Origin of the sequence: Paenibacillus sp. FSL R7-269 (genome assembly GCF_000517865.1) — a bacterium.
Classification (GTDB): domain Bacteria; phylum Bacillota; class Bacilli; order Paenibacillales; family Paenibacillaceae; genus Paenibacillus_AQ.
Map to the genome: position 1 here is coordinate 63731 of NZ_ASPS01000027.1, position 19534 is coordinate 83264.

General features: G+C 51.3%; 23 protein-coding genes. 6 read left to right on the forward strand and 17 right to left on the reverse strand.

The window, feature by feature from the left end; translation table 11 throughout:
- Positions 1-136 precede the first annotated feature (136 nt).
- The 3 genes from C162_RS13760 to C162_RS13770 form a co-directional block, all read right to left on the reverse strand.
- Positions 137-808: a stalk domain-containing protein gene (locus tag C162_RS13760; protein ID WP_036695044.1), complete on the reverse strand. Its 672-nt coding sequence runs from the start codon at positions 806-808 to the stop codon at positions 137-139.
- Between the two features lie 83 nt (positions 809-891).
- On the reverse strand, positions 892-1101 hold the full coding sequence (locus C162_RS13765; RefSeq protein ID WP_200869206.1) for a hypothetical protein: 210 nt from the start codon (positions 1099-1101) through the stop codon (positions 892-894).
- A gap of 97 nt (positions 1102-1198) precedes the next feature.
- Positions 1199-1633 carry a VOC family protein gene (locus tag C162_RS13770; RefSeq protein WP_036695046.1) on the reverse strand — a complete coding sequence of 145 codons (435 nt, stop codon included), beginning with the start codon at positions 1631-1633 and terminating at the stop codon, positions 1199-1201.
- A 201-nt stretch (positions 1634-1834) separates the two neighbouring features.
- Here C162_RS13770 and C162_RS13775 point away from each other — a divergent pair, with 201 nt between their 5' ends.
- Both C162_RS13775 and C162_RS13780 read left to right on the forward strand, forming a co-directional pair.
- Complete coding sequence (locus C162_RS13775) at positions 1835-2890, forward strand: LacI family DNA-binding transcriptional regulator (RefSeq protein WP_036695047.1); 1056 nt, start codon at positions 1835-1837, stop codon at positions 2888-2890.
- 186 nt (positions 2891-3076) lie between these two features.
- Positions 3077-5512 (forward strand): GH36-type glycosyl hydrolase domain-containing protein, encoded by a 2436-nt coding sequence (locus tag C162_RS13780; protein WP_036695048.1) that lies wholly within the window; start codon positions 3077-3079, stop codon positions 5510-5512.
- Positions 5513-5581: 69 nt separating this feature from the next.
- Here the strand turns inward: C162_RS13780 and C162_RS13785 are convergent, their stop codons facing one another.
- On the reverse strand, positions 5582-5803 hold the full coding sequence (locus tag C162_RS13785; protein ID WP_036695049.1) for a hypothetical protein: 222 nt from the start codon (positions 5801-5803) through the stop codon (positions 5582-5584).
- A 116-nt stretch (positions 5804-5919) separates the two neighbouring features.
- On the opposite strand from C162_RS13785, the gene C162_RS13790 reads away from it, so the two are divergent.
- The 3 genes from C162_RS13790 (at position 5920) to C162_RS13800 (ending at position 7884) form a co-directional block, all read left to right on the forward strand.
- Positions 5920-6501 carry a YitT family protein gene (locus tag C162_RS13790; RefSeq protein ID WP_036695050.1) on the forward strand — a complete coding sequence of 194 codons (582 nt, stop codon included), beginning with the start codon at positions 5920-5922 and terminating at the stop codon, positions 6499-6501.
- A gap of 150 nt (positions 6502-6651) precedes the next feature.
- Positions 6652-7419 carry a threonine/serine exporter family protein gene (locus tag C162_RS13795; RefSeq protein ID WP_036695051.1) on the forward strand — a complete coding sequence of 256 codons (768 nt, stop codon included), beginning with the start codon at positions 6652-6654 and terminating at the stop codon, positions 7417-7419.
- Positions 7420-7446: 27 nt separating this feature from the next.
- The gene (locus C162_RS13800; protein ID WP_036695052.1) at positions 7447-7884 is read left to right on the forward strand and encodes a threonine/serine exporter family protein; all 438 of its coding nucleotides are present in this window, start codon (positions 7447-7449) and stop codon (positions 7882-7884) included.
- 204 nt (positions 7885-8088) lie between these two features.
- Here the strand turns inward: C162_RS13800 and C162_RS13805 are convergent, their stop codons facing one another.
- The 13 genes from C162_RS13805 to C162_RS13860 form a co-directional block, all read right to left on the reverse strand.
- Positions 8089-10119, reverse strand: a complete 2031-nt coding sequence (locus C162_RS13805) for a Na+/H+ antiporter (protein WP_036695053.1) — start codon at positions 10117-10119, stop codon at positions 8089-8091.
- Between the two features lie 181 nt (positions 10120-10300).
- On the reverse strand, positions 10301-11167 hold the full coding sequence (locus C162_RS13810) for a VOC family protein (protein ID WP_036695054.1): 867 nt from the start codon (positions 11165-11167) through the stop codon (positions 10301-10303).
- Between the two features lie 234 nt (positions 11168-11401).
- Entirely contained in the window at positions 11402-12067 is a 666-nt protein-coding gene (locus tag C162_RS13815) for a DUF4085 family protein (RefSeq protein WP_036695055.1), read from the reverse strand.
- A 30-nt stretch (positions 12068-12097) separates the two neighbouring features.
- The gene (locus C162_RS13820) at positions 12098-12493 is read right to left on the reverse strand and encodes a hypothetical protein (protein ID WP_036695056.1); all 396 of its coding nucleotides are present in this window, start codon (positions 12491-12493) and stop codon (positions 12098-12100) included.
- Positions 12494-12522: 29 nt separating this feature from the next.
- Positions 12523-13071, reverse strand: coding sequence for a GNAT family N-acetyltransferase (locus C162_RS13825; RefSeq protein ID WP_036695057.1), 549 nt, complete (start codon positions 13069-13071; stop codon positions 12523-12525).
- 390 nt (positions 13072-13461) lie between these two features.
- The gene (locus C162_RS13830) at positions 13462-13884 is read right to left on the reverse strand and encodes an Rrf2 family transcriptional regulator (protein WP_036695058.1); all 423 of its coding nucleotides are present in this window, start codon (positions 13882-13884) and stop codon (positions 13462-13464) included.
- 107 nt (positions 13885-13991) lie between these two features.
- The gene (locus C162_RS13835) at positions 13992-14279 is read right to left on the reverse strand and encodes a carboxymuconolactone decarboxylase family protein (RefSeq protein WP_036695137.1); all 288 of its coding nucleotides are present in this window, start codon (positions 14277-14279) and stop codon (positions 13992-13994) included.
- Between the two features lie 153 nt (positions 14280-14432).
- Positions 14433-15179: a type I methionyl aminopeptidase gene (gene map / locus C162_RS13840; RefSeq protein WP_036695059.1), complete on the reverse strand. Its 747-nt coding sequence runs from the start codon at positions 15177-15179 to the stop codon at positions 14433-14435.
- An 80-nt stretch (positions 15180-15259) separates the two neighbouring features.
- Entirely contained in the window at positions 15260-15421 is a 162-nt protein-coding gene (locus C162_RS35970; RefSeq protein ID WP_156949628.1) for a hypothetical protein, read from the reverse strand.
- Positions 15422-15509: 88 nt separating this feature from the next.
- Positions 15510-15809 carry a hypothetical protein gene (locus C162_RS13845; RefSeq protein WP_036695060.1) on the reverse strand — a complete coding sequence of 100 codons (300 nt, stop codon included), beginning with the start codon at positions 15807-15809 and terminating at the stop codon, positions 15510-15512.
- 310 nt (positions 15810-16119) lie between these two features.
- Positions 16120-16749, reverse strand: a complete 630-nt coding sequence (locus C162_RS13850; RefSeq protein ID WP_036695061.1) for an SGNH/GDSL hydrolase family protein — start codon at positions 16747-16749, stop codon at positions 16120-16122.
- Between the two features lie 165 nt (positions 16750-16914).
- Positions 16915-18093, reverse strand: coding sequence for an NAD(P)/FAD-dependent oxidoreductase (locus tag C162_RS13855; RefSeq protein ID WP_036695062.1), 1179 nt, complete (start codon positions 18091-18093; stop codon positions 16915-16917).
- A gap of 31 nt (positions 18094-18124) precedes the next feature.
- Entirely contained in the window at positions 18125-18562 is a 438-nt protein-coding gene (locus tag C162_RS13860; RefSeq protein WP_036695063.1) for a DUF1641 domain-containing protein, read from the reverse strand.
- 324 nt (positions 18563-18886) lie between these two features.
- Between C162_RS13860 and C162_RS13865 the strand changes: the two genes are divergently transcribed.
- Entirely contained in the window at positions 18887-19504 is a 618-nt protein-coding gene (locus tag C162_RS13865) for a nitroreductase family protein (RefSeq protein WP_036695064.1), read from the forward strand.
- Positions 19505-19534 lie beyond the last annotated feature (30 nt).

Genomic DNA, 19534 nt, shown 5'->3' on the forward strand with positions numbered 1-19534 from the left:
TTACATGGCCAGTTAGATTCACCGGCTTACCGGATAATACCCATTTTCTTCTTCTCCCAAACAACGAATGTAGACAAAAAGATGCCCGGAAACCAAGGCTCCCGGGTCATTCTTGAATGATTTATAAGTTCAGAAATTATTTATAATACGATGTCGTAAGCGGAACGAAGACCGTTGTTCCGTCCTTCACATCCCCGTTGATATACAGGCTGCGGACTCCGGCAATATCCACTTCTATGGTAGTCAGCCCGTTAGCCGGGTCAATGGTCTGCGTCTTCAGTACAGTGTTGGTGTCGCTGTCTTGTACCTCGAAGTCTTTGATCTCTCCGCCGATCGCGGCTACCTGGAGATAAAGCTTCTGATATTTTTTGTTCGGCTCCAGCATGAAGGAACTGCCGCGGTCGCCGCTGCCGTTATCGAAGAAGACGTCCTTGTAGTCCTTGTCTTTATAGACGGTCTTGCCCGGGTCTTTGGTATGATACATATTGTCAAAGCCTGTAGCGATCGGCACACCGGCAGTCTGCTCTCCCAGGGAAATGGTGTTAGTTGCAGCATCAAACTTAACGGTAACTCCCAACAAATCGGATACGGAACGGACTGGCAGATATGTTGTATCTTTATAGGAAATTGGGGCAATCACTGCACCGCTGCCATTCTTAAGCTGCACCGGCTGGCCGTTCATCTTGAATTTGATGCTTGGATTCAGAAAAGCCTTGATCTCCTGCAGGTTGGCTCCGGCATACACGCCCGTGCCCATTCCCCCAAGTACGGCAAATGCCGTCAGTGCAGCAGTCATCTTCTTCTTCATTCGCTCAAACTCCTCTCCAGATATGACAAATTTGAATATTCCATATTCGGAGTATAATAAATCCTGCCAGCAGATGCAATCATTCAGAAATCATCTCTCCGGTGAGCCGATTCATAACGTTCGCGGATCTCCATATTTTTGGAGTGGTTGTACAAGTCCAGTGCAATAATCCCCCTGCGTGCAAGCTTCACCACCAGAACAAATAAATAAATCCCCATCCCCAGACAAAAGAACCAGAGCAAAAGTGCAAAAATACTGAATCCTCCAGCGAGCAAGGACCCAAAACCTGTCATATACACAGCGTACATCCCCCATTCGAAATGATATAAGATCTCTATCCTGATCATAACAAGTTTGGCACATTTATGTAAGCAATGCAAAGTAAAGAGCCTATTCCGGCTTATAATCACCCGTGATTTCAATCAAGTTACCGTCCGGATCTTCCAGCATGAAGCAGTAATACGGACGCACAACATTAATATAGAAAATCTCTGAGACTGCACCGATATTCAGTGATTTTATTCTCTGGTACTCTGCATTCAAATCGGTAACGTTGAAGTTAAGGATTGCATTATTTCCATACCGCAGCCCGCTTTCCTCCTTGTAATTCAAATAGGCTTCATTGAAATGATCCGACACATCGCTGCTGTTCCTTATCAGTTCCTTATCAAATTCGGGATTCCACAAGGCTAGGGTATTCCCGCAGTGGAATTCTACCCAGCGCTCCGGCTTTCTGGATTCCGCTCTCCTATCTAATAATGCTTCGTAAAAGGCAATCGAACCTTTCATATCCCGAACGACTAGATAGGTACAACCCAGTTGCATAGGAATGCATCTCCTCATCTTTAGTAGACTTATTCTTCATAAAAAGACTATAGCAAACACACGTTCCCATTAATGTGAGAATTCGTACATCTCGCGGGCAAAAATTATCAAATTAAAATCTTCCGGCAAATGATTGACCTCCAGGCCGGATTATTTTACAATAAGTTCATAAACGCGCGTTTACATTAGAGGGGGTACATTATGCGAAGCGAAGATATTGCCAAGCTAGCCGGGGTTTCGCGAAGCACCGTATCCCGTGTGATCAACAATTATTCCAATGTCCCTGAAGAGACCCGGGCTAAGGTGCTGAAGGTAATTGAACAGCATCAGTACGAGCCGAACAGCTTTGCCCGGGCTCTGGCCGGCAAGAAGACCGACACGATCGGGCTGTTTGCCATCAGTATGAACGAGAAGGAGAATGCGACGCGAATTTATCAGAATAATTACTTCGCCCCGTTCGTCGATGCTGTGGTAGATACGTCGAATGCCCGCGGCTGTTATGTTCTGATTCACACCGTCTATTCTCCCGACGACTTCCTGAAGGTCAAGCAGGCCTTCCTCCAGAAACGGATTGACGGAGGCATCATTGTCGGCACCCAGAAGGATATCGAGATTGTACGGGAGATGGTAGGTCTCGGCTCCCCGCTTGTGCTGATCGATTATGACATTTCGGAGATTATGTCAGAGCATCTGGACCGCAATCATCTCGCCATTGTGAATTCCAAGGATTATGAAGGTACGGCAGAAGCCATTGAGTACTTAATCGGTCTCGGCCATACGGAGATCGGCATGATCTGCGGACGGATGAATACTTATTCCGGGCGGGAGCGCTACATGGCTTACGAGAATACGCTGAAGCGCCATGGACTTGGCCTGCAGAAGGACTTCGTCCTTCAGGGTGATTTTCTCAAGGAGACCGCCTATCAGGAAGTGAAGAAGCTGCTCAGTTCCGGCAGCCCGCTGCCGACCGCCTTCTTCTCCTCCAACGACGATATGGCTATCTCGGCGATGGAAGCGTTCTCGGAGCATGGCATTTCCGTGCCGGAGGATATCTCCATTGCGGGGTTCGACGATGTGCAGCTTGCTGCGCGGATTCATCCCAAGCTGACCTCCGTCCGTCTGCCGATTTATGAAATGTCCAAAGCCGCTGTCGAGAAGGTCATTGAGCTATGTGATTCACAGCAGCCGACCTTCAGCACCATCAGTTTCCCGGCGCGTCTGATTACCCGAGATTCCTGTCAGCCGCCGAAGAAGTAGAATCTAGCTTGCCAAGTGGAAACGGCTATGCCGTCCTTAGGACGGTACCGTTTCAGCGAGAAATAGAAGGATAAGTTATCATGTGCAACATATAATTTCTTATATTTTGAAAAATCCCTTGCCCCGAGGGAATTTTTTCTCCGCTCTGTAAACGCGCGTTCACAATCGAAAGGAGACTTGTCTCTCATGAAATTCGGAACCTTTGACGACACCCGTAAAGAGTATGTAATCAACACCCCCAAAACACCTTATCCTTGGATTAACTACCTCGGCAACGAGCAGTTTTTCGGCCTAATCTCTAATACTGCCGGGGGTTACACCTTCTACCGCGATGCGCGGATGAGAAGACTTACCCGTTACCGGTATAACAATATTCCGCTGGATACCGGCGGCCGCTATTACTACCTGCACGATGGCGGGGACTTCTGGACTCCGGGCTGGATGCCGGTGAAGCGGGATCTCGATTTCTACGAATGCCGCCATGGTCTTGGTTACACCTCCATTACAGGAGAGCGTAACGGCATTTCTGTGAATCAGCTTGCTTTTGTACCGATGGGCCACAATGCGGAAGTCCACCGTCTGATTGTTAAGAACACGGGTGATGTGAAGAAGACTGTGAAGCTCTTCTCTTTTGCCGAGTTCTGTCTGTGGAATGCCAACGATGATATGACCAACTTCCAGCGTAACCTCAGCACCGGCGAAGTCGAAGTGAAGGATTCTGTCATTTATCACAAAACAGAATACCGCGAGCGCAGAAACCACTACGCCTTCTATTCTGTAAATAAGGAAATTTCCGGCTTCGATACGGACCGCGAATCCTTCGTGGGCATGTATAATGGTCTGGATGCTCCTCAGGCAGTTGCTGCCGGTGAGGCTACTAACTCTGTCGCCAGCGGCTGGTCGCCAATCGGCTCCCACGCACTTGACATCACGCTGGAGCCAGGCGAAGCCCAGAGCTTCATCTTCGTGCTCGGCTACATTGAGAACCCTGAGGATGAGAAATGGGAAGCCCTGAACGTTATCAACAAAAAGCCGGCTCAGGCTGTCATTGATCAGTTCGCTACAGACGCCCAGGTGGATGCTGCCCTCGCGGTTCTGGCTGCGCACTGGGATAACCTGCTGTCGAAATACCAGATTAAGAGCGGTGACGACAAGCTGAACCGGATGGTGAACATCTGGAATCCGTACCAGTGTATGGTGACCTTCAACATGTCCCGTTCCGCTTCGTACTTCGAATCCGGAATTGGCCGCGGTATGGGCTTCCGCGACTCCAATCAGGACTTGCTTGGCTTCGTTCACCAGATTCCTGAGCGTGCCAGAGAACGGATTCTCGATATCGCCGCTACCCAGTTCCCTGACGGCAGCGCGTATCACCAGTACCAGCCGCTTACCAAGAAGGGCAACAACGAAGTCGGCTCCGGCTTCAACGATGATCCGCTCTGGCTAATCTCCGGTACAGCAGCTTATATTAAGGAGACCGGCGACTATTCGATTCTCGATGAGCAGGTTCCTTTTGACAGCAATCCGGATCACACTGCAACCTTGTTCGAGCATCTGAAGCTGAGCTTCGAGCATGTGACGAACAACCTCGGTCCTCACGGCCTGCCGCTGATCGGACGCGCGGACTGGAATGACTGTCTGAACCTGAACTGCTTCTCTACTGAACCGGGAGAATCGTTCCAGACCACGGAGAATATCGCAGGCGGCGTAGCGGAATCTGTGTTCATCGCAGGTCTGTTCGTCTTCGTTGGACCGGACTATGCCGAGATCTGCCGGATGCGCGGACTGGATGATGTAGCCGCTGACGCTGTGGCCAAGATTGAGAACATGAGTGCCATCACGTTGTCTCACGGCTTCGACGGCGACTGGTTCCTGCGCGCTTATGACCACTATGGTGACAAGATCGGCAGCAAGGAGAACGAAGAAGGCCAGATCTTCATCGAGCCGCAAGGCATGTGCGTTATGGCCGGAATCGGTGTAGAGAACGGTGAAGCGGCCCGCGCCCTGACTTCCGTGCAGGAACGTCTGGATACGGACTATGGTATCGTTTTGCAGCAGCCTCCGTATTCCAAATACTATGTGAACTTAGGTGAAATCTCCACGTACCCTCCGGGCTACAAAGAGAATGCCGGGATCTTCTGCCATAACAACCCGTGGATCATGATTGCAGAGACGGTCCTTGGACATGGCGACAGAGCTTTTGACATCTACCGCAAAATCGCTCCGGCCTACCTGGAGGACATCAGCGAAGTGCACCGTATGGAGCCTTACGTGTACTCCCAGATGATCGCCGGTAAAGATGCCGTACGTCACGGGGAAGCGAAAAACTCCTGGCTGACAGGTACAGCCGCATGGAACTATGTAGCGATCACCCAGTCTATCCTGGGGATTCAGGCAGACTTCGCCGGGCTCAAGGTTGACCCTTGTATCCCTGCGGAGTGGGACGGCTTCGAGATTACCCGCGTCTTCCGCGGCGACACTTATGTGATCTCAATCCAGAATCCTAACCATGTCTCCAAAGGCGTAGCCAGCCTGACCCTCGACGGCGCTGCCGTGGAAGGCAATATTATCGCTCCTGCGGGCGACGGTGCAGTACACCAGGTTGTAGTCACTCTCGGTTAATTATCTATCACTCCTATAAAGGCATAACAACCCGGTTGTCCGCCAAGGCGGTACAGCCGGGTTGTTTGTTTATGGACAGGCGGAACCCGGGGCAAGGATGCGGAACTGATGCAGCTCCCGGCAGTAGGATAACCCGCGAATCCGCACGGATTGCGGTGTGTAGGCTCTAATCGGGCCCGTCTCCAGCTGCTCCTCCGTCCCGCTCTTCAGCAATACTGCCACCGGCACCTCCGATAGTGCAGCAGCCAGCAGCTCCATATCAGTCTCCAGTATTTTATAGAAATCACCCATTTCAGACTTCACCTGCTTTATTGTCAATTGATTCGGGCAGAGCAGAAATTTTAGCTATTTTTTTCCAGATAGGCGCATAAAGATTAAGACATGCCTTAATTCCGGAGATGTTGACTATGAGATCCTTCCCAAGCTATGTGATTATTCTGCTGGCCAGCCTGCTGATTGCAACAGGAACAAACTTCTTCCTGGTCCCCTATAAAATCCTCGATGGAGGAATTATCGGCATTGCCCTCATTATTAATTATATCTCCGGCGCCAAAATCGGACTGTGCATTATGCTATGCAGTCTGCCTATCTTCCTGCTGGCCTGGTTCCGGCAACGGGAAATCTTTTACAACAGTATTCTGGGTCTGCTGGCTTCCTCCCTGCTGATCGAGCTGCTCTACCCGCTCCAGTATTATTTCCTGTACTATATTGAGCTGGGCTCCATTTCAAGCGCCATTATCGGCGGCTTCCTGATGGGCAGCGGACTCGGGCTGATGCTGCGGTTCAAAGCCAGTACAGGCGGAACAGACCTGCTGGCCAGATTCATCCAACGCTATCTTCCGCTGAATGTCGGCCTGATCATCTTCCTGACGGACTTCCTGATCATTGGGGCTGGTGGTATTCTGATCTCCAAGGAGACCTTTTTCCATTCGATTCTGACGATTATTGCAGGAGGGGTGGCCACAGGATTATGCACACTGGAGGAATAGCCGGTAAACATAATGCGGCAAGGAGCATGATTTCTGTACTATTGCTGATAAAAACCCGGGATTTGCCGGAAGCTATGGAATAAAGGTTGAAATTTTCAGACTTTCAGGCGACAATCGAATAGATAACATTCCCGGGGAGGATCAACGAAGTTGGATAGTACAAGCACGAATAACAATACTTCCACACATGACATTATCGATCTGTGCCTGCTGGCAGGCAAGATTATGCTGCAGAGCGGTGCAGAGACCTACCGTGTGGAGGATACCATGAGCCGGATGGCGGCGGCACTCGGCTTCCCCGGTGCGCATAGCTACGTCACGCCGACAGTCATTATGTTCACCACCAGCCGGACAGAGCCGGTGAAGCTGTTCCGGATTGCCGAACGGACAACAGACCTGCAAAAAGTATCCGAGGTGAATGACATCTCCAGGCGGCTGACCGAACGTCAGCTGACAGCCGCTGAAGCGCGGGAGCGTCTGGGCGTGGTCGATGACGCCGCCCATGCTTACCCGGTATGGGTACAGATCGCAGCGGCAGCCTTGACCGGAGCTTGCTTCACGGTCATGTTCAAGGGCAGCCTGCAGGATGCTCTGCCGTCGCTGCTGATTTCCGGTGCAGGCTTCGCAGCGGCCACTTATCTTCACCGCTTGGTGCAGATCCGCTTCTTCGCGGAATTCATTGCTTCCTTCATTATCGGACTGCTGGCCTTCTTCTCCGTCAAGTTCGGCGTAGGACGGGAGATGGACAAGATTATCATCGGCTGTGTAATGCCGCTCGTACCGGGGCTGCTCATCACCAATGCGGTCCGTGACCTGATGGCCGGCCACCTGGTATCCGGCATCTCCAAAGGGGCCGACGCCTTTCTGACTGCGTTCGCCATCGGGACCGGCATTGGGCTGGTCCTGTCGATTTTTTAACACCCATTTGAAAGAGGTCGTCCTGCCATGATTTTGCAATTGATCACCAGTTTCATCGCTGCCTCAACCTTCTGCATTCTATTCAATGCACCGGTGCGCGCGCTGCTGCAATGCGGCTTCGCCGGAATGATCGGCTGGATGCTGTACCTGCTGCTGGATTACAGTTCCGATACTGTCGTCGCAACCTTCGGTGCTACCGTTGTGGTCGGATTGATCAGCCAGTTTTTTGCGCGTTCCTTCAAAATGCCGGTCATAATCTTCAGTGTCGGCGGCATCATCCCGCTTGTGCCGGGCGGTCTTGCGTATGATGCCATGCGCAAGTTCGTGGAGAATGATAATAACCTTGGTATCCAGTTTGGGGTTCAGGCGCTCCTGCTGTCCGGAGCCATTGCGGCCGGTCTGGTGCTTAGCGAGGTGCTCGGACAGATGTTTTTGCGTATCAAGAAATTGCCCAAACAACCGTAACGCTCCATTCCACAGATAACAGCCTGAGCCTTCAGGCAGCACAGACAAGCCCGCTTGCCGCAAGGACCCCGGGTCCCTGCGGCAAGCGGGCTTTATACAAATATAAGAATTTATATGTTGCACACGATACATTATCCTTATATTTCTCGCTGAAACGGTACCGTCCTTAAAAGGACGGTAATGCCGTTTCCACTTGATCTGATCTTAATCCTCCCAGATGGAGGTTTCGAGCTGATCCACGAACCGCCGCAGCCTGCCGGCAATCTTAAGATTAATCGCCCCGTTCTGGTACATCTCCTGCACGGTATTCCGCTGCTCCTGAATCGCCTGCAGCTTCAGCTCCAGCTTGTCATCATCCAGTACGCCGTCATTACTCCAGCCTTCCCCCTGCACCAGCTTGGATTCCAGCCGTTCGTACTTGTCGATGACCTTCTGTGAGGCGAGCCGGTTCTCGTCACTCATTCCTGCACTAACGGCCGATACAGCCGCCTTGCACATCGCAATCTTCGCCGTCCGCGCACTTTCGGCATTTTGCAGGGCGAGCTGTCCTCCTTCTCCGCTGAACTTACCTGAGAACAGACCAGAGAACAGGCGCTGAATTTCTGTAACAGAGAATTTAATCTGTGTATTCAGGCGTTTGCACAGCAGAGACTCCGTATGGTCCAGCAGCTCCTCCATCTTCACGGCAACAGGCTCCGGTAGTGCCCCGTTCTCCATAATCCGCCGCAGCTCTGTGCGTTCGGCTTCGAGCGCGCTCTTGCGTGCCTCGACTCCCAGACGGAGGAACTGCTCATGGGCCGGGTCATGATCCGGTCTTGCAGCACACAGCCTATCAACCTTATCTGTGAATTCCAGCAGTACAGGCTGTGTTGAACGCTCCGGGCTCTCTGAGACCAGGCTTCGCAGCATCGACATCCCGGCGTCAATGACCACATTTCTAGCCGTCAGCTCCGCATTCCCGTGCACTACTCCGACGTTCTGAACTATAGTCTCTTCACTGTCCGCAAGCAGCGGAAGGAAGATACTGGCGATGACCAGCGACATCAGAATCACACCTGCTGCCAGCGCAATAATGAGATCCCGCTCTGGAAAAGGTGTCACCCCGTCCCCAAGCACCAGCGGAATGGAGAAGGCACCCGCAAGGGTTACCGCTCCACGCACCCCTGAGATCGACGTAATAATCTGTGACTTGAGCGGAGCCTTCTCTGCCTTCAGCCGCTTGCTCTCCCATAAGGAGTACCCATAGACCCACAGAAACCGCAGCACAATCAGCAGCGCCGTGATCGCCAGAACATAGCCGGCCACCATGAAGTTATTCAGCGTCTGATCCCGGTAAATAACCTCAATCACATCCGGAACGGACACACCGAGAATCAGGAAGACCAGTCCGTTCAGCACCAGCAGCAGCACTGACCAGGTACTGGCAGATACCAGCTGAAGCTTATATTGCGGAGAGACTGCCCGGTCCTTCTCAATGGCGTACATAACTCCCCCTGCCACCACGGCCAGGATACCCGAGACCCCGATCTCCTCGCTGATCAGATAAATAATGAACGGGGTAAGGATCTGCAGCAGGACATGAATGGTCACATCCTCCATGCCGAATCTGCGGATGAACACGCTGAGCCGGATCAGCAGGAACGACAGCACTGCACCAAGCAGCAGTCCCCCTGCGGCAATCAGCACAAAGCTGAGCGAGGCCTTAGGCAGAGAGAACACGCCGGTAACCATGGCTGCAATCGCAAATTTAAAGGCGACCAGGCCGGAGGCATCGTTCATCAGCGATTCTCCTTCGAGAATCCGGTGGATGCTTTTGGGAAGATGAACCCTTCCAGCCAGCGCACTCACCGCTACCGCATCGGTAGGAGACAGAATAGCCGCCAGTGCGAAGGAGGCCGCCAGCGGAATCGAGGGAATCATCCAGTTAATCGCATAGCCCGCTACAAATACCGTAACAAACACAAGTCCCAGTGCCAGCAGCAGAATCGGTGCCCTAAGGTTCCACAGCTCACCGCGCGGTGTCCGCCGCCCGTCATTGAAGAGCAGCGGAGCGATGAATAATACAAAAAACAGCTCAGGCTCGAAGTGCATATGTATTCCCGTCGGAATGAGTGCAGCAATGATTCCAAGTCCTATCTGAATCAGGGGAACCGGGACAAACGGAATGAAGCGGTTCAAGATATTCGATACGGCGATTAATCCAAGCATTAACAGCACAGCCAGAAAAGTCTCCAAGCCCATCATCTCCCCGTCTGATAATCAATTATAATATTGCAATGACCCGGCTAACGTCAACAAACGGAAGGCACCGCGGAAATTACAATTCTCCGCCCGTACCTTCCGTTGCCTTATCATTCACGGCTTCCGCCGCTGGTCTAGCAGTAGATAGTAATTCGATGCTGTCTGTCCTGTTATTTTAGCGTTTCACTAGCAGCTGTATGCCTATATTCCACGGGTCCCTTAGAGTGACGATACCGCCCTCTTCTTCCACACGGTACCCGGCACGCTTCACACGATCAGCGACTTCATGCACATCCTGAATGTCCGGGAGCAGCAGTGTAAAATAATCAATGCCCGCCGCATTCGCAGGAGCCGCAGGAGCCCCCTTGCCAGCCCAGGTATTCAGTCCCATATGATGATGATAGCCTCCAGCCGAGATGAACATAGCCGCATCGCCGTAATGAGCGGTCACTGTGAATCCAAGCGCATCCACGTAGAATTTCTTGGCCTCTGCCAGATCGCCCACATGGAAGTGAACATGGCCCATTACAGTACCGGCAGGTAGCCCGGTCCAGCTCAGTCCTTCCGAGGCAGCGAGCAGACCATCCACATCCACCGGATCTGTAGTCATGACCACATTGCCTGTTGCTTCATACTTCCAGGTGTCACGGGGCCGGTCGCGGTACAGCTCGATGCCGTTATGATCAGGGTCCTCAATGTACAAGGCTTCGCTGACCAGGTGATCCCCCTGGCCCACCGATATCCCCGAGTCGATCAGATTGCGCAGCACCAGTCCCAGAGAGGGCCGGTCCGGCAGTAGAATCGCAAAATGGTACAGTCCGGCCACAGAGTTCCGGCGCAGCACCTGAGCCTGTTCAATCTCCCGCAGAACCAGCAGCACCTGCCGGCCGTCTGCCGTCAGCTCTGCCGTGCGCCCTTGCTGCCGCAGAATCTTCAGTCCGATCACATTCTGATAAAAGCTGAGCGAGCGCTCCAAATTACTTACACGGATCTGTACAAGTCCAATTTCCAGTGCTTGCGGTAATATAGCTGTTGCTGTCATAGGAATCCCTCCTGAAATGAATATATGCTAATTCAAATACAATCTCCGGTGCATAATAACGGTTAGTGTTAACTGTTACTATCATCTCCATGCAAAGGTAATTTCAATTTCCGTTACATACTTACTTACTTAATATTAGTAGCATTCTATATGTTTGTCAATTACTTTTACAATACAGATCATGTCCAACAAAAAAGCCCAGCCAACAGGCCAGACTCCGAAGCAGTCATTCCGTTATTTAGGTTCACCAAAAATCTCTATCGATACATCCTGTGCAGTAATTATTAGTTCACTTGGCGGGGAATCCATCAGAACTCGTAGCTCGAACCCCTGCTCCGCGGCATAGATCTCGTCATACAGCCAATATTTCTTCTCAAGCGGTTCCGTCAAGTGCAGTCCGCTCACACCGCTGAACGTTAGCTTAATCTCACACTGGTAATGCATCGCCCCGCCGCAGTCCAGAATCATCTCAAGCACACCTTCTGCAGGCATGGCATAGGAGATTACTCTGGCATCATGCAGACTCTTCTCGGCTAATTGTACGGCGCCCTCCGGGAGTTCATTCTTAATGGTTTCGTACCCTTTCCGGTATTCCCTGAAAAGCGCTTGCAACCGTTCATCATATTCCCTGCGCCACTGCAAGGCCCGTTCCTTGAACTCAGACGCAGGATAGGTGGAATTTATCGTTCCGTCATGTATCGAGGCGTGGAAGTACCCGGGAAGATATTTCAGCAGATCTTTTTTCATATATTCCAGAAAATCCTTGGCCCGCTCCTCATAGCTGATCCCTTCCGCCACATGCCAGGCCACATCCTCCACCCAATCCTGCTCCGTCTCCGGGAAGACCATGAACCCGCGCACCTGCATTTCTTCATACCAGGGTATCGTGAAAAATTTCATCCTGCCGCTTCCTCCACTCTGTTGCGATCCTTAATTCCCGGCCAGCTTCTCCCCCATGTATACCCTGTGCTCCTGCGAAGCAGCCAGAACCCAGACGGTTAACTGCTGCTTATTGAACAGGAACTCATTATCTACCTTGAGATATGGGAGCTTCATCCCCTCGAAGGGTCCGTCATTGCGCAACATTGCATTCTCCGCCTTCATAATGTTCTTCACCTGATCTTCACTCAGACGCAGGAACTGTGCAGTCTCTGCAAGTGTCAATAACGGATGTTCCTCAGCTTGAGTTCCACTCTGCGCTCCGGCAGGTGTCAGCAGCTGCATCTCATAACCCGCCCTAATCCGATCACCGATTACGAAGCTGCTGGCAACCAGACACAGGCCCAGAATCAGAGCAGCTCCAAGAATGGTATATTGATTCTTCATGTACAGTATCTCCTTATATGTATGTTAGATTAATTCGCAGCCTTATACGTAAGGAGCCAACAGTCTCTCCATTCTCCTTCATGTAGTTCATGCTCCGGTAAAAGCTTGCTGCGGATAAACCCGTTTTTCTCGTAGACTCTAAGTGCCCGGTGATTCCAGCACTGCGGGTCCATGACAATCAGGTCTGCCTGCTCCGCTTCAATCAGATGCTTCACCATCCCGCCTACTAATAAGGAACCAATGCCCTGGTTCCAGCTCTGCGGCTCACCGATGAATTGATCCATACCGTAGACTTTTCCCATATACTCTGCGTAACCGTACTCTATTAGCTCTTCCCTTCCGACAGGATAGAACTGGATATAGCCTATGTCCCTGCCTTTGAACTGCACAATTGCCCGATGAATCTCCTCTTCCTCATGAATATAAAAAGTCGTCTGCACCAGCTCCTGATCATGCGGAAGGTCACGGCCCCCGTAATACTCCAGCACCTCCGGGTCCGAGAGCCACCTTACGAGCAGCGGCGCATCTTGCTGTTCCAGCCTGCGGACACTGAGGTCCCCGTTCTGAAAAAGAATCATTATGAGATCACTCCTTATATTCCTGTAGTCCTATCACATATGTGTCAGTCTAAACGATAGAAATTGCCGTGTAAAGTTAATACCAAGCCAGCAGCTCATCAATCAAAAAAGTGGCCCCGCCGGTAACCGGCAGGGCCAAAGTCTATTGTAAGGGGGTCATGGGTCTACTATACTGAGCGAAGCTTAAGGCCAGATGAAAAACACATAAAGGTTTAATGAAAATGAATGAATATATCTGGCAGCAAAAAGAAAGACCCTGCCGAGGCACGGCGGGGTCTTCCACAAATGGTTCCACTGGGGGGTGGAGAACTTCACTATACTCCCCGAACCTTAAAAAAACATAAAACGGGGCTGAAGGTTTCCTTAAATTTACTTGCATCAGAACCAGTCTCAAGCCACAGGAATCTGATGTACAATCTGGTCCAGGGTGACCTCCTGCAGCACATTCTCCATCGCCTTCTGGGCAAGAGAGAACACTGGAACAATAGCGCCTGCAATGTTCTTGCCTACCGGACACTCCGGGTTCGGATGCTCATGGACAGAGAACAGGGAGTCCTCTTCCACCGCATTCACCGCTTTGTAAATCTGCAGCAGCGTAATATCAGCTGCACTGCGGGCAAGCTTCGCTCCAGCCACACCGGGACGTACCTCCACAAGTCCTGCCTTATTAAGCATACCCGTTAGGCGGCGAATCACTACGGGGTTCGTATTCACGCTGCCGGCGATCCACTCGGAGGTGCTTTTGCCGTCTTTGTTGCTGTCGATTAAGGTTAGAATATGAATAGCCACCGCAAACCGCGTGCTAATGTTCATAACAATCACTCCTTCACACTGGCCGGAAAACTTCCGCCAGATGCAACTATAATAGTTACATTTCGAGCAATTGTCAATCCCGCGGGGAGTTTGCAGACAACAGAACACTATTCACTGTCATAAGCCTGCAATGCCACCGGCAGGGCCTGAATCACCACATTGCCTACCGCCGGAAGAGGCAGCAGCACTGCGCTGATAATCTCGTCACGGGTTGCGCCGAGCGCTTTGGCATGCTTGACATGGAAGGGAAGCCCGCTCTCCAGCCTAACCGCCGCGAGTACGGAAATATAGGCAATCTCCTCGGTTTTGGCATCCAGACTGCTTGCGGCATCCAGTTTCTTCACAATTTCGCCAAGGGCCTTCTGCTGCTCCGGCGCTTCCTTCATAAATGTCATAAAGGCATGACTGACTTGCGGTACATTATCCACTTTAATGAACCCTCCGATTTTGGAAAAAGATTCTTGCATCCCATATCATAACATCATCTTTAGTATGAGGGTTTCTTGCGTAATGCATACATTACAACTGTTAAATATTCCTATATATCTTCACGCACTGGTTAGAATAATCGGCTTGCCCTTGGTGACCACAATGGTATGCTCAAACTGGGCCACACGGCTGTTGTCGGCAACGCTGAGCGTCCAACCATCCGGCTGCTGCTCTACAAAATCAGTGCCTGTGGACAGAAACGGCTCGATCGTAATGACCTGGCCTTCTTTGAGCACTGTCGTCACACGCGGATTATAGAAGGGCAGAATCTCAAACGGCTTCTCATGCAACGCTTTGCCGATGCCGTGGCTGCACAGGTTACGCACTACTTTATAGCCGCGCTTCCGTGCTTCCGACTCCATAACCCGGCCGATCTCGTTAACCTTCATACCCGCCCGGAGATGATTAATCACGCTCATCATAGTCTCTTCCGTACTCCGGCAGAGGTGAACCAGCTTCTCATTATAAGGAGGCAGCTGAAACGATACCCCGGCATCGCCAAAATAACCGTTCAGCTCGGCAGAGACATCAATATTGATCAGATCTCCGGCCTGAATGACGCGTTGTCCCGGAATTCCATGCGCCACCTCTTCATTCACACTGATACAGGTCGTTCCAGGGAAGTTGTAGGTTACCTTTGGAGCAGATTTTGCGCCAAAATGGTTCAGAATCTTCGCACCCACTTCATCCAGCTCCGCAGTCGTCATTCCGGGAACTACACTTTTCTTCATCTCCGCGATGGTGTGGCCTACCACTGCACCCGCCGCTTTCAGTCCTTGCATATCCTGGAGCGTCTCGCTCGTCATTCTATCCACTATCCTCTCGTATTCGAAAGCTCCCCGATTCTTCATCCTGTGCAGCCCGGCACCTAATGGTTCCAGCGTCTCTACTTGGCAGCCTCCTGAAAAGCAGATCCATCCCAGCGATAGGTTGTCTCCACCTGCTTCCCAAGCGAATTAATATATTGCTTCAGCTTGAATACTGAACCGTGGCCCGAACCATATTGGCCTATTGTAAAGTCGGGATTGCCGTCCCCGTTGTAATCCACGAACTGAATCTGGAACAGATCGCCGAACCGCAGCTCTCCGGTGAAATGCCGGCTCAGCGCAAACGTTCCGATGGCCTCGCCCTGTTCATCAGTAAGAAGCAGCCGGAATTGCCCGCTCCAGCTCCGCCCTGCCAGAGGAGAAGGAACAGACCAGTCCTCCTCCGTTGAAGATCAGCTTGTGCAGCTTGTCGGCATTACTGGCGGATACGGTATACCCCGTCCCGCTGCGCTCAGCAGACAGCAGAAGTCCGCTGTTCCCTTCCTCCCGGCCCAGACCCAGAATGTAATCTTCTGTATAGCCGTCATCGTAGACCAGCTTCATGCGGAAATCTGCATCATAATCCAGTTCGCCGGCAATACGCTTGCTTGAATTCACGGCCGCAGCCATCGTCTGGATGAACTCCTCATCACTGAATCTCTTGGATTCAAAAGGAGCCCTCTCTGTAATAGAACAACCAGAAGGGCAGGCAGAATCAGCAGCAACCGCCTAATGGGTTCCACCTCCAAATCTTATGTATCTTCTAAGTATAACAGTCTTACTACGCAGAGTGAAATGAACGCCTCCTTCCTGCCGTTCAGCAGCAAGGCGTCTGTCAGGCAGACGTCAAAAAACCGGCCCCCGCAGACGCTGGAACCGGTGAGTACGGTGATCTCAATAGGCAATAATTGCGCGGCTCAATCTCCCGCTGAACTCCACTTTAGCTTATTGCACCTACGGCCTTCATCCAGGCATCGGCGATTAAGGCATGTCCCGCAGGCGAAGGGTGCACGCCATCCGCCGCCCAGTAGGCAGGTTCAGCCTTGACGGATGCCGCTGCGAACAGACCATCCAACGGCACGAGTACAGCGCCGTATTCACGGGCCAGCTCACGAACTACGTGAATTTTGGGGTCCAAGTCCTGACGCCAGCCCTTGCGGTCTACCGGCACCGGCAATACGAACGGCTCTACCAGCACCAGCTTGGCATCCAGATGCTGCTTGGTCCGTTCAATCAGATCACGGTAGGACGACTCGAATTCAGCCGCTGTAGTCTCCTGCCCGGAATCATACCACCGCCAGGTATCATTTATTCCAATATAAATAGATACCCAGGTTGGCTTCAGCCCAAGACAATCCCTCTCCCAGCGCTCCTGCAGGTCGACCGCCCGGTTGCCGCTGACTCCGCGGTTCAGGAACGTAAGATTCTTCTCTGCATACTGAAGGCCAAGCCGGGCGCCCGCCATCAGCGCGTAACCTACACCCAGCGAAGAGGCATCGGCGTAATTGCGTCCACAATCCGTGATGCTATCCCCCTGGAACAGGATGATATCGTTCTTTTGAAATGGCATGCCTGAAATCCTCCTATGAAAATATCTGTATTATGTAAACATGATCATTATAGCAAATAGATTTTCCTGCGGACACGTTTTAATTGAAAATTATTCCTTATTTTAAATCAGAAAACCCCCTAAGACTGCCATATGACAGCCCTAGGGGGATCTTAGGATAAGAGATTAATAGGCCAGACTGAACAAGCCATGGATATGAGTCAAGTAACGGATATTGCTGGCTTCCTTCATCAGTGTAGCCGGCAGCCCCTTCAGCGGAGTGGAGTTACCGCCGACAATGGCTACCCCGTCTTTGCGTCCTAGGCTGGCGAGTGTGCCGGAATTGACCGGGCTGAAGGCTTCCTGCGGTTTATCATTAAGATGAGCGAACAGATTGTAGCCGATCAGCTCACCCATCTGCCAGGCGATCTGTGCCGTCGGCGGATAAGGACGGCCATCCGGTGCAAAGACAACAGCGCTGTCTCCGGCTACAAATACATTAGGGTGCGAAGTGGACTGCAGGAACTCATTCACCGTGGCCCGGCCGCGGTTGACTTCAAGACCAGATTCGCCAACCAGCGGATTGCCCTGTACCCCGCCGGTCCAGACGAAGGTGTTCGCCACAATCTGCTGCCCATCCTTCAGATCAATCGTATTGTCGGCCACCTTCGTAACCGGAAGACCGGTCAGGAACTGCACCCCGCGCTTCTCCAGACTGGCTGTAGCGCGCTCAATCAGATGATCCGGCAGGACGGGGAGAATCTTCGGACCCGCTTCAACGAGCAGAAGCTTGATCTCAGCAGGATTCACTCCATATTGCTTCGTCAGCTTGGGCAGAATGTCGGCGATTTCGCCTACCAGCTCTACCCCGGTCAATCCGCCGCCTCCGATCAGAATCGTAGCATCTGCTGCGTTGCGGGTTTTGGAATAGTCACGAATCCGGTCTTCAATATGCCGGCGAATCCGGAGCGCATCTGCTGCTGATTTCAGCACCATGCTGTACTCTTCAAGTCCCGGAATACCAAAGTATGCTGTCGTGCTGCCCAGACCGACAACGAGAGCATCATAAGTCAGCATGACGCCGTCCGAGAGAATAATCTGCTTGTTCTCTGCGGAGAACGAATTGACCTTGGCGATTTTCAGATCAATATCTTTACCGGCGAACAGCTTCGCCAGCGGCATGGCAACCGCCTGTTCAGACGCACTGCCCGCTGCAAGCCGGTGCAATTCCGTAATAATCTGGTGAGTCGGATACTGATTGACTACCGTAATTTTGGCTTCCGCTTTGCTCATATATTTACGAACGGTTAAGGCACTTAGCAAGCCGCCGTAGCCTGCACCTAGAATCACTATATGTTTTGACATGATCATTCCTCCATCATTAAGTATTACGGGCTTATTTGCCCGATTGACGTTCACCGCTGACCTGTAGATAAGCATTCATGAACCGGAGAGCCTTCTGCACCTGCGGGTCCTTGATCATCTTCATCATGCCGAACAGGCTGATGGTTTCACTGCTTGCATCCGCGCGGTCTTTCGCTTCAATGACAGTAGCCGCCAGATTCTTGGCAGTGCCCACCACAGGACCCGCCATTTCCTTGATCGCACCGACTGTATCATTCTTAAGTACTTCATCCGTGGCAACCGACTGCACAAAATCTAGTGACTTGGACAATACACTGACCATTTGTGTGATCTGCGGCAACTGCTCGACCAGTGCCATCAGAGATTGCTGAACCTCCGGCTTCAAAAGCTCTTTCAGCACATCCTCTTTGGGAAGGGCAGCTTCTGGTATTTCTTGTTCAGGAAGATTTTGGGTAACGGTTTCTGACATATCGAAGTCTCCTTTTACAAATCGTATTCTTGCATAATGACATCCAAGTGAAACTATGTGACTATTATAACACTCTATTTGTTATTATTGTCACAATCTTTTTGTCTTTTCAACCTATTTTTGTGATTATTATCACTTCCTTATCGATTTTATCGAACTCAGTTATTTAATCAGGTTAAATTTACAAATTATTATGTATTTGCTCATTGACGTATGCAAAGAGTCGTGATATCTTAAGCAAGTAACTTAATGTAAGTTTATTAATTAATATTAGCAATTAATTTTAACTAAGCAGCATACATAATTAGATGGAGGTAATGATTTATGAGTACTTTTTCCGAATTGGTGCAATCCCGCAGATCGGCTAATAATTTCGTGGAAGGTGTTACCATCCCGCAGAGTGAGCTCGAAGAGATGTTCTCCCTGGCCCGTTTGGCTCCCTCAGCTTATAATCTTCAGCACGCCCATTACAAGGTGATCAGCGATGACAGCGTGAAGGAAGCCATCCGCAAGGACGCGTATGGTCAATACAAGATCCACACCGCATCGGCTGTTATTGTGGTACTGGGTGACAAGAATGCCTATCTGCAGGCTCCTGAAATCTATAGCGGGCTTAAGCTGCTGGGAGCGATGAGCGAGGATGCTTACGAGCAAACCATTCAATCCATCAACGATGCTTATACCGGGAATGATGCGTTCCAGCGGGATGAAGCGATCCGCAATGCTTCTCTGTCGGCGATGCAATTCATGCTGATTGCCAAGGATAAGGGCTGGGATACCTGCCCGATGATCGGCTTCGATCCGGAGGCAGTGAAGGCTACACTCGGTCTCGGCGACCATATGGTTCCGGTGATGCTGATTACGATCGGCAAGGATAACCAGCACAAGATCAGACCGCGCGGCTACCGCAAGCCGGTTAATGAGTTTGTTGAATTTATCTAATAAAAAGGGTCTTCCGGCTAATCTGCCGAA

Bases quoted from the DNA above. Each gene is read 5' to 3' on its own strand.
- C162_RS13760 (WP_036695044.1), bottom strand. From the start codon at position 808: ATGAAGAAGAAGATGACTGCTGCACTGACGGCATTTGCCGTACTTGGG.
- C162_RS13765 (WP_200869206.1), bottom strand. From the start codon at position 1,101: ATGACAGGTTTTGGGTCCTTGCTCGCTGGAGGATTCAGTATTTTTGCA.
- C162_RS13770 (WP_036695046.1), bottom strand. From the start codon at position 1,633: ATGCAACTGGGTTGTACCTATCTAGTCGTTCGGGATATGAAAGGTTCG.
- C162_RS13775 (WP_036695047.1), top strand. From the start codon at position 1,835: ATGCGAAGCGAAGATATTGCCAAGCTAGCCGGGGTTTCGCGAAGCACC.
- C162_RS13780 (WP_036695048.1), top strand. From the start codon at position 3,077: ATGAAATTCGGAACCTTTGACGACACCCGTAAAGAGTATGTAATCAAC.
- C162_RS13785 (WP_036695049.1), bottom strand. From the start codon at position 5,803: ATGGGTGATTTCTATAAAATACTGGAGACTGATATGGAGCTGCTGGCT.
- C162_RS13790 (WP_036695050.1), top strand. From the start codon at position 5,920: ATGAGATCCTTCCCAAGCTATGTGATTATTCTGCTGGCCAGCCTGCTG.
- C162_RS13800 (WP_036695052.1), top strand. From the start codon at position 7,447: ATGATTTTGCAATTGATCACCAGTTTCATCGCTGCCTCAACCTTCTGC.
- C162_RS13810 (WP_036695054.1), bottom strand. From the start codon at position 11,167: ATGACAGCAACAGCTATATTACCGCAAGCACTGGAAATTGGACTTGTA.
- C162_RS13815 (WP_036695055.1), bottom strand. From the start codon at position 12,067: ATGAAATTTTTCACGATACCCTGGTATGAAGAAATGCAGGTGCGCGGG.
- C162_RS13820 (WP_036695056.1), bottom strand. From the start codon at position 12,493: ATGAAGAATCAATATACCATTCTTGGAGCTGCTCTGATTCTGGGCCTG.
- C162_RS13825 (WP_036695057.1), bottom strand. From the start codon at position 13,071: ATGATTCTTTTTCAGAACGGGGACCTCAGTGTCCGCAGGCTGGAACAG.
- C162_RS13830 (WP_036695058.1), bottom strand. From the start codon at position 13,884: ATGAACATTAGCACGCGGTTTGCGGTGGCTATTCATATTCTAACCTTA.
- C162_RS13835 (WP_036695137.1), bottom strand. From the start codon at position 14,279: ATGACATTTATGAAGGAAGCGCCGGAGCAGCAGAAGGCCCTTGGCGAA.
- map (WP_036695059.1), bottom strand. From the start codon at position 15,179: ATGACGAGCGAGACGCTCCAGGATATGCAAGGACTGAAAGCGGCGGGT.
- C162_RS13845 (WP_036695060.1), bottom strand. From the start codon at position 15,809: ATGGCTGCGGCCGTGAATTCAAGCAAGCGTATTGCCGGCGAACTGGAT.
- C162_RS13850 (WP_036695061.1), bottom strand. From the start codon at position 16,749: ATGCCATTTCAAAAGAACGATATCATCCTGTTCCAGGGGGATAGCATC.
- C162_RS13855 (WP_036695062.1), bottom strand. From the start codon at position 18,093: ATGTCAAAACATATAGTGATTCTAGGTGCAGGCTACGGCGGCTTGCTA.
- C162_RS13860 (WP_036695063.1), bottom strand. From the start codon at position 18,562: ATGTCAGAAACCGTTACCCAAAATCTTCCTGAACAAGAAATACCAGAA.
- C162_RS13865 (WP_036695064.1), top strand. From the start codon at position 18,887: ATGAGTACTTTTTCCGAATTGGTGCAATCCCGCAGATCGGCTAATAAT.